This window comes from Labilibaculum sp. (assembly GCF_041595635.1).
In the GTDB taxonomy this organism is placed as follows: Bacteria; Bacteroidota; Bacteroidia; order Bacteroidales; family Marinifilaceae; genus Labilibaculum.
Window position 1 is genome coordinate 32833 of the sequence record NZ_JBFHJW010000032.1, and the last position, 12553, is coordinate 45385.

At 34.3% G+C, this 12553-nt stretch carries 12 protein-coding genes; 6 read left to right on the forward strand and 6 right to left on the reverse strand.

The window, feature by feature from the left end; genetic code table 11:
• The first annotated feature begins 101 nt into the window (after positions 1 to 101).
• The 4 genes from ABYT26_RS10520 to ABYT26_RS10535 all read left to right on the forward strand — a co-directional run bounded on the left by ABYT26_RS10520 (position 102) and on the right by ABYT26_RS10535 (position 5779).
• Positions 102 to 3476, forward strand: coding sequence for a PAS domain S-box protein (locus ABYT26_RS10520; protein ID WP_372753619.1), 3375 nt, complete (start codon positions 102 to 104; stop codon positions 3474 to 3476).
• Between the two features lie 171 nt (positions 3477 to 3647).
• On the forward strand, positions 3648 to 4589 hold the full coding sequence (locus ABYT26_RS10525; RefSeq protein WP_372753621.1) for a hypothetical protein: 942 nt from the start codon (positions 3648 to 3650) through the stop codon (positions 4587 to 4589).
• 479 nt (positions 4590 to 5068) lie between these two features.
• Entirely contained in the window at positions 5069 to 5536 is a 468-nt protein-coding gene (locus ABYT26_RS10530; protein ID WP_372753623.1) for a hypothetical protein, read from the forward strand.
• Between the two features lie 42 nt (positions 5537 to 5578).
• Positions 5579 to 5779 carry a helix-turn-helix transcriptional regulator gene (locus tag ABYT26_RS10535; RefSeq protein WP_372753625.1) on the forward strand — a complete coding sequence of 67 codons (201 nt, stop codon included), beginning with the start codon at positions 5579 to 5581 and terminating at the stop codon, positions 5777 to 5779.
• 440 nt (positions 5780 to 6219) lie between these two features.
• Here ABYT26_RS10535 and arsB read toward each other — a convergent pair whose 3' ends face one another.
• From arsB to ABYT26_RS10555, 4 genes are read right to left on the reverse strand one after another with little or no spacing between them, the layout of a single operon-like run.
• On the reverse strand, positions 6220 to 7266 hold the full coding sequence (gene arsB, locus ABYT26_RS10540) for an ACR3 family arsenite efflux transporter (protein WP_372753627.1): 1047 nt from the start codon (positions 7264 to 7266) through the stop codon (positions 6220 to 6222).
• A 2-nt stretch (positions 7267 to 7268) separates the two neighbouring features.
• Positions 7269 to 7898 (reverse strand): low molecular weight phosphatase family protein, encoded by a 630-nt coding sequence (locus ABYT26_RS10545; RefSeq protein ID WP_372753629.1) that lies wholly within the window; start codon positions 7896 to 7898, stop codon positions 7269 to 7271.
• Positions 7899 to 7932: 34 nt separating this feature from the next.
• The gene (locus ABYT26_RS10550) at positions 7933 to 8400 is read right to left on the reverse strand and encodes a DUF6428 family protein (protein ID WP_372753631.1); all 468 of its coding nucleotides are present in this window, start codon (positions 8398 to 8400) and stop codon (positions 7933 to 7935) included.
• Positions 8401 to 8447: 47 nt separating this feature from the next.
• The gene (locus tag ABYT26_RS10555; RefSeq protein ID WP_372753633.1) at positions 8448 to 8780 is read right to left on the reverse strand and encodes an ArsR/SmtB family transcription factor; all 333 of its coding nucleotides are present in this window, start codon (positions 8778 to 8780) and stop codon (positions 8448 to 8450) included.
• A 466-nt stretch (positions 8781 to 9246) separates the two neighbouring features.
• Here ABYT26_RS10555 and ABYT26_RS10560 point away from each other — a divergent pair, with 466 nt between their 5' ends.
• Positions 9247 to 9882, forward strand: a complete 636-nt coding sequence (locus ABYT26_RS10560) for a 7-carboxy-7-deazaguanine synthase QueE (RefSeq protein ID WP_372753635.1) — start codon at positions 9247 to 9249, stop codon at positions 9880 to 9882.
• 138 nt (positions 9883 to 10020) lie between these two features.
• On the opposite strand, the gene ABYT26_RS10565 is transcribed toward ABYT26_RS10560, so the two are convergent.
• Entirely contained in the window at positions 10021 to 10770 is a 750-nt protein-coding gene (locus tag ABYT26_RS10565) for a hypothetical protein (protein ID WP_372753636.1), read from the reverse strand.
• Between the two features lie 398 nt (positions 10771 to 11168).
• On the opposite strand from ABYT26_RS10565, the gene rbr reads away from it, so the two are divergent.
• Positions 11169 to 11747: a rubrerythrin gene (gene rbr, locus ABYT26_RS10570; RefSeq protein ID WP_372753638.1), complete on the forward strand. Its 579-nt coding sequence runs from the start codon at positions 11169 to 11171 to the stop codon at positions 11745 to 11747.
• Between the two features lie 52 nt (positions 11748 to 11799).
• Here the strand turns inward: rbr and trmD are convergent, their stop codons facing one another.
• Positions 11800 to 12477, reverse strand: coding sequence for a tRNA (guanosine(37)-N1)-methyltransferase TrmD (trmD, locus tag ABYT26_RS10575; RefSeq protein WP_372753640.1), 678 nt, complete (start codon positions 12475 to 12477; stop codon positions 11800 to 11802).
• Between the last annotated feature and the right edge of the window lie 76 nt (positions 12478 to 12553).

Sequence of the window (12553 nt, forward strand, 5' to 3'; positions counted from 1 at the left end):
AAAATGCTTACTAATTAAGTATTTAATGTTATTTATAATTAATTCTATCTACTTATTTATTAACTTGGGCTTAGGCATTTTTTTCTAAAATTGATATTACTATGTCTGATAGCAAGCACGATATGTCACCTGATGAATTTGAAAGAAAACTTTTGAAATGTAGAGAGAGGATTGCGCAATTGGAAAGCTCATTGGCACGGATAAAAAAGGAGAGAGATGATTTTTCAATGTCGATTACTGAAAGAGGGTCTATGTTGAGTGCTAATTTGCTTTTTAATTCAACAAGTCAGGGAATTATAGAAAGAAATAAAGAGGGGAGAATTACCTACAGCAACCTGGCGGCTTCGAACATATTAGGTGTTGATAAAGAATACTTGCTGAATATTGAAAGCTTTGAGCCACGACTGCATAACCTGATGCCCGATGGTTCGTTGATGACCAAAGAAAGGCATCCTGCAAAAATTGCACTGACAACAGGTAAAGAAGTTACCAATTCGGTTTTAGGAGTTTATAATCCCCAAAAAAGGACCTACATCTGGATTTCCATGACAGCAACACCTTTGTTGAATCCGAAAACGGGCAAAACTGAAAAAGTTTTTACCATGTTTGAAGACATCACTGAAAAGTTAAATTTCGACAAAAATATAAAGGAAGTTCAGGCAAAATCGAAAGCTTTATTGGAGACCATTCCCGACCTAATTCTTAGAATATCACGTACCGGTAAAATCATTGATTTTCATGGAGAGGAAAAACCATTGTTTCAAGATAAAGTTTGTATTCTGGATGTTGATATCCGGAAAGTATTCGATGCTAAATTAACGAAATTATTTCTCCATGCCATGGAGAAGGCATTGGATACTGGGGAAATTCAGATTTTTAATTATCAACTAAGACTTCAAAGCAGAAAGGTTTTGTATTTTGAATTCCGGATTAGTAGTAGCGGAGAGAGGGAGATTACTGCTATGGTTAGAGATGTGAGCGAGCAGAAAAGTTTGCAACACAAATCCGAAGAAGTAAACAGACGCCTATCAACCCTTATGGGAAACCTAACAGGTATGGTTTACCGATGTTTGGCCGATGAGTTGTGGACTATGTTATATGTTAGCCCTGGAGGATTTAATGTAACAGGCTATTCGCATGAGGAGTTAAACTACAACAATAGTGTTGCTTATGTAGATTTGATTCATCCTGATGATCGTGATTATATAACTAAAATGGTGAAAGAGGCTAGTGATATTAATCAACGATTTAGTGTTGAATATAGAATTATATGTAAAGATGGAAGCCTTAAATGGGTGTATGAACAGGGAATTACCATTAAGGATGATAAAAATAGAGACTTGTTTATTGAAGGTTATATAATTGATATTACGGATCGAAAGCTCGCAGAGCATAAGCTTATACAGAGTGAGAGTAAATTCCGGATTCTGTTTAACTCTTTTAATGAAGCTATTTTTGTTTATCCATGGAGTAAATCTGGACTTCAAAAGTTTGTAGAGGTAAACGATACAGCTATAGAACGTTACGGTTATTCTCGAGAGGAATTTTCAGAGCTTACTCCCTGGGATTTAAGTTTGATGCAGGAGAATAGCGAAATAAACCTAAATAAAATTTTGGAAAGTTTGCATAATACGGGTAGTGCTTATTTTGAGACACAGAATGTTAGCAAATCGGGAAGAGTATTTCCGGTTGTTATCAATGCAAACCTTATAGAGTTTAATGGCGAAGAATTTGTTCAGTCTATAGTTCGTGATGTTAGCTATAGAAAAATAGCAGAGGCCAAATTAAAGCACAAAACAGAAATTGAACGGCTAATTATTGGAATTTCTGCCGATTTTATTCGTTCTTCCCTTAAAGATGTGGATCGTTTAATTAATGGAGCCCTAAAAAGCATTGGCGAATTCACTAAGGTAGATCGTTCCTATGTGTTTTTGTTTGATGCAAGTGGTTTTGCCAACAATACCAACGAATGGTGTCGCGATGGAGTATCTTCTCAAATGACCGATTCTAAAAATATACCAATTGAACAATTTAAGTGGTGGGTGAAAAAGTTTCATCAACGCAAACATATTTATTTACAAGCGGCTCAACTTTCCTCCCCTAAAATCAGAAATAAGCTTGGTAATTTTCATGATGACCTTAAATCTATATTGGTTTTGCCTGTTTTGTCGCATGATTCCTTATTAGGTTTTGTGGGGTTCGATTCGGTTTTCGAACTTAAAGAATGGGATTTAGAAGATATCAATTTATTGTATGCTTTTACAGATGTTTTAGCAGGAGTAATTAGCAGACGTAATTTTGAGCGGCAACTGATTTTTGCCAAAGAAAAGGCCGAAGAAAGCGATCAGTTGAAATCAACTTTTCTGGCGTCTATGTCGCATGAGCTGAGAACTCCATTAAATGCAATCATTGGTTTTAGTAGTTTGGTAAAACCAGATTCTTCCATGGAAAAAGTAGTGAAATGGAATGGGATTGTTCAGTCGAGTGGAAAATATCTACTCAGAATTATTGAATCAATATTTGATGTATCTCTTCTACAGGCTCGAGAAGCGAAGGTGTTGAAGGAAGAGATTTCTCTTCGTGAATTGTTTTTAACTCTTCAGCAATATGTAAAATCAGAATTAAAAAAGAGCAATAAATCAAATTTAACCACTCGATTAAGATGCAGTCCGAATAATGAGAATTTATCCATTACTACTGATAAAACAAAATTGATACAATTGCTCACCAACCTTTTGAATAATGCGGTAAAATATACAGAATCGGGCATGATTACTTATGGTTATGAAATTGAAGATTCGGATATTATTTTTTATGTTTCAGATACTGGAATTGGAATTTTACCAGAACATCAGGAGATTATTTTTGAAATTTTTCGGCAAGTAGAGGAAGCTGTGTATGGTGTGCAATCGGGTGTTGGTTTGGGTTTGGCTATTTGCAAGGAAATTTCGCATTTATTGGAAGGAGAATTGTGGCTTACTTCGGAAAAAGACAAAGGCACAAATTTCTTTTTTAAACTAAAGAAAGTAGTTCATCTTCCGGAAAAGGTAAGTGCAAGTAAAACGGAGGAGCTAATACCACCTGTTTTGGCAGGAAATACAATTTTAGTGGTTGAAGATATTGAATTCAATTATTTGTTGATAGAGGAAATTTTAATGCCCATGCAAGTGCGCGTAATTTGGGCTAAGAATGGTCTCGAAGCAGTGCATTTTGTAGAGAGAAATACCAAGGTAGATCTTATTTTAATGGACATAAAAATGCCAATGATGAATGGTTATAAGGCTACAGAGCAAATTCTTAAAATGAAACCAAATATTCCTATTGTAGCACAAACAGCTTATGCTATGCGCGAAGATCAGAAACAGATATTCGCTTCAGGCTGCAAGGGGTATATCTCCAAGCCAATTCATAGAGCCGAATTGTATAAGCTTATTTCTCAGTTTTTAAAGCCTAAGGCAATACCGAAAAAGGAATAAAACAGGAATCTTGTAGTTTGAAAATTTTAAAATAAATCAATTCATTTTTTTTTATTTATGAGAAAGAAATACATGTAGTTGCTGCGGAAGATAATGAGTAATTGTAGTTTGTATTTTGAGAATTCATTATTTTTAAACAGATTTGTGCCATCTTAAAAAAAATCCACAATTGTGAAGTATATAGCTGTTTTTTCCCTTCTTGTTTTGTCCTTTTTATCTGCCTGTAATTCCTGTTCTTCAAAATCTGATTCTCAGAACCAAACTACTAATCAGGCCGAACTATCTAAGCATCAAAAAATCGTTTATCAACCAATATTAGTTTCCGATTCTCTTTCGGCAAAGGTGAATGAACAATCAGGTTTGGTTTACTACCAAGATTTGTTCTGGGTGAACAATGATAGCGATTGTGAAGCAAAATTGTATGCATACAACAGAAAGGGACAATTGAAGCAGGAGGTAGCGATTACTAATGCCGTAAATATTGACTGGGAGGAAGTAACCGATGATTCTCTTTATCTATACGTAGGAGATTTTGGAAATAATTTAGGAGAACGCAAAGATCTTCGTGTTTTGTGTGTGAAAAAGGAAGATATCAAAAAGGAAGCTTTTACCGAAGTGAAAGCCGACTTTATTAGTATTGAATGGGCCGATCAGAAAGATTTTGGCTTAGGGTGGAAAAATCATAATTTCGATTGTGAAGCTTTTTTCGCATATGGTGATTCATTGTATTTTTTTACAAAAAATTGGGTTGATCTTAAAACCAGAATGTACGTTTCTCCTAAAATACCAGGGCATTATAAATTACATGTAAAAGCTGAATTCAATGTAGATTTTATGGTTACAGGTGCCGATATCAGCTCTGATGGAAAAATTATGGCTCTTGTTGGTTATAAAAATTACCTAACCTATTCCGTTCTGTTCTCCGACTACAAAGGGACTGACTTTTTTGAGGGAAAAGCCACCCGTATCGATTTGAGTCCTTTAGGAGGTGCTCAAACCGAAGGAATTGTTTTTGCAGAAAACGATTCTTTGTATTTGTCTTCGGAGGAGACCCGCCAAGCACAATCGCTTTATAAAATGGAGTGGAGACAATGGTTTCCCAACACAAAATAAGTTAGTGATTTTGTGTTGCAGATAGAATTTAGTTGAATTGATATTCGTTCCTTAACAAACAGTTTCCGTACGAAGTGAGTTTCTTACTTGCCTGATTATTTTTATTCAATAGTTATGAATGGTGAAATTTTGTGAGCTTAGATTATTCTCTGTCCAGGCTCTAATTCGGTAATTAGTGCAGCTCTCTGATTGAAAGGCCATCAGGCAATGGTAATTTTAATTGATCCAGACTTAAACTATCCGAACAAAATCATCCTTGAGTAAATAGATTGTTTTACAAATATGTAAGTCTAGATAGGCTATTTTTAAAGGATATCTTTATAATGGAAGTAGGCTAATTAAATTTAAGTAGTAATATATAGTATTCAAATAGTAATCTTTACTTGTTAAAATGTAAATAATAATTTACATTTGTTTTGTTCATGAATTAAAAGTGAATTGCTATTATTGTTTTGGAAATTTAAACTTAAGTACTATTTATGAAAACTTACTTTCCTAACTATTTTAAAAGAATTGGAATCTTATTCGTGTTTATTGCCATTGTTTTATCATTTATTGGTGGAGCTGATGATTTTCGAAGAGGTTTTAATGAAGGTTATGATGCTAGTAAAACTCAGAGGGATCCAAATTATACTCATGAGCGAGATGAATTTAAACCTTATTTTACTAAAGAAGAAGCTAATGCCTTTACTTATAGTAGTCTGTTTCTTTCTATTGTAGGTTTTGTTCTTTATCTTTTTTCGAAAGAAAAGATCGAAGATGAATTTTATCAATTATTGCGTTCTAAAAGCTTAATACAAGCTCTTTTGTTTACTTGGTTGTTTGTTGGTGTTTTTTATGTTTTTGGGCCAGATTTCAGACCAGAGGGTTTTCATATTTTACAGCTTCATCTTATTTTTTACATTCTTATTTTTATTTATAATAAAAAGTATAGGTACTCGGATTGATATTCAACGATCAAAAGTTCTGAGATTTTTAATTAAGTGAATATGAAAAATCTGATAAAAGTAGAGCGAGCAAAGAAAGATATTACACAGGCAGGATTGGCCGAGAAAATAAAGGTTTCTCGGCAGACTATTAATGCAATAGAAAAGGGAAAGTTTACTCCATCCACACTTTTGGCTCTAAAAATGGCTCGTTTTTTTGAATGTAAGGTCGAAGATATATTTAGTCTGGAAGAAGATGATTAAACACAAAAAGTAGTGCTAAAAGTTATTGTAAATGTAAAGCTTGGTAGAAGTGATTATTACGAGCTATTCTTATTTAAAAATACAAGCAAGTTGATACCACTTTAGTAAATGTAATTAACCTACAAGAAAGAATAGAGAGGTATTTGCTAATTGATGGTCGGAAAAATGTTGTAAATATTTTTGGTTTGGAAGTTGGGTAATTGTTAAGACTTCAATTTTTGTTACTTATTATTCTGAACCATTTGCTCTCCTTATAATTGTATAAAGGAGAGAGGCTTACCGCCAGACTTATTGCCTAGCGGTGGCCAGCTCAATTACTCAATGCATTCTTTTTCTACAACAAATCGGCTTTGAATGCCTTGCTCTTTTTGTAATTTGACTTATGAGTTTGTGGAATTATTAAACATCTCACTTTCAAATTATTGTGGGTGTGTGTGATTTTAAGCCATGGCTTTCCCAAAATATTTTTTTCGCAACCAAAAGGATACTTTAACGAGCATAATTAATGCAGGAACTTCAACTAAGGGACCAATTACTCCAGCAAATGCTTGTCCGGAATTTAGTCCGAATACTGCAATGGCAACTGCAATAGCCAATTCAAAGTTGTTTCCAGCAGCTGTAAATGCCACCGATGCTGTTTTGTCGTATTCAGCACCTGTTGCTTTGGTTACAAAAAAGCCAATGATAAACATGATTGCAAAATAGAAAAGCAAAGGAACAGCAATAATGAGAACGTCCATTGGAATTTCTACGATTAATTCACCTTTAAGCGAGAACATAACTATAATTGTAAATAAAAGAGCAATTAGTGTTATTGGGGAAATTTTTGGAATAAACTTTTTTGTGTACCATTCTTCGCCTTTTAGTTTCACTAAAATTTGTCTGCTCAATAGTCCCATTATAAACGGAATTCCTAAATAAATGGCTACGCTTTCGGCAATTGTACCTATTGAAATATCTACAATAGCACCTTCAAATCCAAAATAGGGAGGAAGGATTGTTATAAAAATCCATGCATAAAAACTATAGGCAAATACTTGAAAAATACTGTTTAGTGCAACCAAACCTGCACCATATTCACTGCTTCCGTCTGCAAGGTCGTTCCATACCAAAACCATTGCAATACATCGAGCCAAACCAATTAAAATTAGTCCAACCATGTATTCAGGATAATCGCGTAAAAATGTAATTGCTAAAATAAACATTAGTACGGGGCCAACTATCCAATTTAAAACAAGGGAAATAGAAAGAATCTTTGTATTTCTGAAAACTTTCGGTAGTAAGGCATAATTTACCTTTGCTAGCGGAGGATACATCATTAATATCAAACCTATTGCAATGGGAATGTTTGTGGTTCCACTACTAAAAGAGTTGATGATATTTGGAAAGCTTGGTATAAAATAACCAAGTCCAACTCCTATAGCCATTGCCACAAATATCCATAAGGTTAGATTTTTATCGAGAAAACTTAATTTTTTTGTTGCCATTTTCATGAGTTGATTTGAGAAAAAATGTAAAACAATTCAGTTGCAATTTGCAGACTTCGTTCTTTGTATTTTTCAGCTTGTTGTGCAGTGTTGTCAAAAGCTTTTGGGTCTTCGAAAGTGATTGGGATGCGTTTTTCGGCGCCGGCAATAAAAGGACAACCTCCATCGGCTTGTGAACAAGTCATAATTGCTGCAAATTCAGATTTTGGATTAAAATCATCATCTAGTGTTTTAGAAAATCCAATTATTGGATGCTCATTATCGGTGTATTTGATGCTGTAAACAGGATTTTCAGTTTTTGAAAGTGCTTTGATTTGAAAGCCTGAATTCTGCAAAGTTTCCGCCACCATAGGAAAAAGAGCTGTTGCTTCTGTTCCTCCTGAATAACAAAATACATTTTTAATGGCAAAATAATTAGCCATTGTTTGTGCCCAAATTTGTCCTAAATGACTTCTTCGTGAATTGTGAGTACAAATAAAGTTGAGTCTTATTTTCTGATCGTTTAAAACTTTCGACTGAATAAAATCAACTAGCGGTTTTAGAACTGCTTTGCGCTCTTCTGAAATAGTTTGAGGGTTTAATCCCTTAATTACTTCTTCTATTTCTGGAAATAGGTTCGATTGTCTTGTCATTATTTTTTGTTAAAAGTTATTATGTGAGTTTTTGTTAGCAACAGTTTCCATTAGGTGTACAGCAACCTACTACATTCAAATCGGCTGGTTTTAAACTTGTTTTATCCAAGGGAATTCCGCATTTTTCTTTTGCTAAACAATCAGTTTGTTTACTGGTGAGTAAGAAATTTTTTCCATCAAAATCAAGTCCAAATTTTCCAATGGTGTCTGCTTGGTATTCTACTTCTATTTCTAGATCCTCTATTTTTAAAATCTTTTCTGAAAGTTTGATGATATTCAATAGTTTTTCTGGATGCAATCTGTGGTCATAATCATTTGCATTCCAAAGTTGAAAGTTTACCACTTCATCGTTTCTTACAGTTCCCCCACAATCAATAAAGTGTTTTGTTATTTTACCTACTTCAGTTACGTGAAAGTGCTTTGGAACTAATTCTCCATTTGGTAATTGAAAACCTATGGATTTCAATTCTTTCAGTACTAATTTCACTTGTGATAATTTCATCTGTTTATTTGTTTATTGCGATAATGCGATTATTAAATTCAAATTTTTTAGCAGCAATCTTCTTTTTGTTTCAGGTCTTGATTTAGAAAATCAGAAATAACGGTTTTCATTTCTGTCCAATTTTCTTTGTGAATGCAATAGCCTACACTAGTTCCTTCTACATTTCCTTTTATCAAACCTAAATGTTTTAGTTCTTTTAAATGTTGTGAAATTGTAGGTTGAGCCAATCCAATTTCATTGACTAAATCTCCGCAAATGCAAGTTTCACTTTTAAATAAGTATTCTAAGATGGACACTCTTGCCGGATGTCCAAAGACTTTTGCAAAAAGTGCAATTTTATTTTGTTTGTCGGTGAATATTTCGGTTTTTGATAGTCCCATTTTTTTTCTTATTAATTCATTGCAATATTACGATTAATATTCAAATTGCCAAAATAATGGAGGAGTATCGAGAAAAAAATCTAATTATTCTATTTCGTTGTTAGCACATTTCTTTCGTTGTGAAATGGTTGCAAAATATTCTATGTCTCTTTATCGGTTGGGAGTGTATGTGAACTAAATTTTGATTTTTTTGAATCATTTGAACTTATTTTGAATATAGCACAATTGTGAATTCGTTGATAAGTTCCTTTGGTATTGGTGATTTGGGGAAGTGTTTTAGCTATCTTCTTTAATAGGTTAATATTTGGTAATTGTTTAACTCACCATTGTTTTGGTCTGCAATTTAAATACGCCAGTGTAATAATCTTAGCATTTGATTTTGAAATCATTAAAAAGCTTGTAGTTTTGCAATCCAATTTGCTGAACAACCAAGTTTTCGGATTGTATCACTGTAAAGAAGACGGAATTGAAGGACAAGTACAAAGAAATATTCGATAAAGGAACAGATTTACCTCTGGTTGAGGATTTCTATACCATACAAGGGGAAGGGTACCATACGGGAAAACCTGCTTATTTTATTCGCATTGGCGGATGTGATATAGGTTGTAGGTGGTGCGATAGTAAAATTTCGTGGAATCCCGATGAGCATCGCTTAATTTCGGTGGAAGAAGTGGTTCGAAAAGCGGTTGAATCGCCTGCTAAGGCAGTTGTTGTAACTGGAGGTGAGCCTTCCTTATACAATCTGGAACCTTTGTGTACTGAGTTGAAGAAGCACAATATCGAGAATTTTCTAGAAACATCTGGAGCTTACGAATTAACCGGAGAGTGGGATTGGATTTGTTTATCGCCAAAACGAAATAAATTACCTGTTCCATCTTCTTATGAAAAAGCAAATGAGTTGAAGGTGATAATTTACGATCTGGAAAAAGATTTAGAATGGGCCGAGGAGCTAGCTAAGAATGTAGGAGATGATTGTTTGTTGTATTTGCAATCGGAATGGAGTAGATATGTACACAATGTAAAGCCGATTGTTGAGTATGTAAAGAACAATCCTAAATGGAATATTTCCCTACAGGCTCATAAATTTATGCGAATTCCCTAGAAATAAATCAAAATAATACACAGAAACTGAATCTTTATCAGGTTCAGTTTTTTTGTGGAATAAAAAAAGACACTCAGAATTTCCGAATGCCTTTTTACTGAATAAAATGGTAGAGTGTGTTGTGGTAGTTTCTTATGCTTAGAAAGAAACTCCAAATACAATAAATAGATTTTCAGCCATTGGGTTAGCAATTAGTGAAGCTGAAAGTGGTAGGGAAAATTTATCGGTAATGGCAACTTCTTTTGAGGCTGTAAATCCCATGTTTACAAAGCCGGCAGTATCACCATAAAATCCTGATTCGCCTTCGTTTTCGTCGGCATCAATTGGAGTAAATCCTGCAAACAGATCGATGGCAACATCATTGTATGTGAATCCGTAACCAAGTTCAATGTAAAGAGAGTTTTGTTGATCGCCATCAGCATCTTGGTCGGCACCCCAGAAATTCATGGCTGCTAAAATGCTAATTGGAAATCCGTCACTCCCATTATAAGCGATAGTAGCTTCCATGATATGTCCGGTAGATTCTTTTTTATAATCAAAATAGCTGTTGTTTACTGCAATACCATCTGTAGGGAAAAAATAATCGGTAACAGTGGCAGTAAATAAATCATCAGCAAAGGTATAGGATGCGTAAAGGTCTGCTTCAGCACCGTCAGAACCATCTTGCGCGTAAGAACCCCAAGCTCCAATCACAAATCCGCCTTTGCTGTATTCTACTCCAGGTTGGATGACAGGACCCGTTGAAAATTGAGTTCCTCTCCATACGTATCTGTTCATAAGATCCGCACCAAAGGAAATTTCACCAGATTCTGATTCTTGTGCAAATAGGTTTCCGCTTACTGCAAGAATACATAGAAGTAGTGCGAAAAATTTTCTTGCTTTTAACATAGTAATAGATTTTAGGTTAATAAATATGGTTAATACTTAATTTTATATAAAGAGTGGTTTCTGTTTCTTTAAAAAAAGGCAAACATACTCCCTTTTAGGAAGGGGGCATGTTTGCTTGAATCAACTAATTTTTATTCTAACCCTAAATATTCATGGGGGCCCGATTCAAAAGTATAAAAAATATTCAATTATGCTATTGAAAATAGGGGCATATGTATAAAAAATGTATGTTTTTTTATGCAAAGGTTTTAAATGAGGGGTGTTTTAGATTGCTGGTTTTTAGCTAGTCTTATTTTTTATTGATTATAAATTAGGAACTTTTTATTGAATGCTTATTTTATGTCTTAATAAAAATCAGGATATTCGTACAGTTAAATCAAATTCAATAAATATAAATAATGGAACAATCAATTAAAGGAACTCAAACAGAGAAGAATTTGTTGAAATCTTTTGCTGGAGAATCTCAAGCTAGAGGACGATATACTTATTTTGCTAAGCAAGCAAAGAAGGAAGGATATGAGCAAATTGCTGCTTTATTTTTGGAGACAGCTGAGCAGGAAATGCAACATGCAAAACGATTCTTTCGTTTTTTAGAAGGTGGAGAAGTGGAGATCACAGCATCTTATCCTGCTGGTACTATAGCAACAACAGCAGAAAATCTTAAGGCAGCAGCTTGTGGTGAAAATGAGGAATATACCGAATTGTATCCTGAGTTTGCGCGTGTTGCTGAAGAAGAAGGCTTCAAAAAGATAGCATCAGCTTTCAAATTGATTGCTAAAGTGGAGAAAGTGCATGAGGAACGTTATTTGAAGCTATTGAAAAGCCTTGAAGAAGATTCTGTTTTTGAAAAAGAAGAGGAACAAGAGTGGTATTGCCGTAATTGTGGATATGTACATGTAGGGAAAAAAGCTCCTAAAAATTGTCCAGCATGCGAGCATCCTCAGGCTTATTTCGAAATTAAAAGTGAAAATTACTAGTTGAAGCTAGTATTTCAAAATAATAAAAAAGAGGCTCGTAAGAGCCTCTTTTTTATTTGTCTAATAATTTAGGGCGCAATCGCTTGGTTCTTTCGAAAGCTTGTTCTTCCTGCCATTTCGCTATTTTTTTATGATCTCCAGAAAGTAGGATGTCTGGGACTTTCCAACCTCTAAATTCTGCAGGTCGGGTGTAAAGAGGAGGAGAGAGTAAATCATCTTGAAACGAATCAGTTAAGGCAGAAGTCTCGTCGCCCATTGCTCCTGGAATTAAGCGGATTACGCTATCTGCGATTATTGCTGCCGCAAGTTCACCTCCTGTTAGTACAAAATCGCCAATGGATATTTCTTTTGTGATAAAGTGATCTCTAATTCTTTGGTCAATTCCTTTGTAATGTCCGCAAAGAATCATTATGTTTTCTTTTATCGATAAGGTGTTGGCTGTTTTTTGATCGTATTGATCACCGTCAGGACTAGTAAATATAATCTCATCGTAGTTTCTTTGATCTGTTAGTGATTCAATTGCTTTTACGATAGGTTCTAAGCGCATTACCATTCCTGCACCACCACTAAAAGCATAGTCATCTACTTTTTTGTGTTTGTCTTCAGAATAATCACGGATGTTATGAATGTGAATTTCAGCAATGCCATTATTCTTTGCTCGTTGAATAATGGAATGGTTAAGTGGACTTTCCAGTAGCTCTGGAACAACAGTAAGTATATCGATTCTCATTCTAAAAATTTTGCGTAAAAGTATGTAACCCAAACTTGGCTTGCAAGAAAATTAAAAATCAAAGCATGTATTTGTA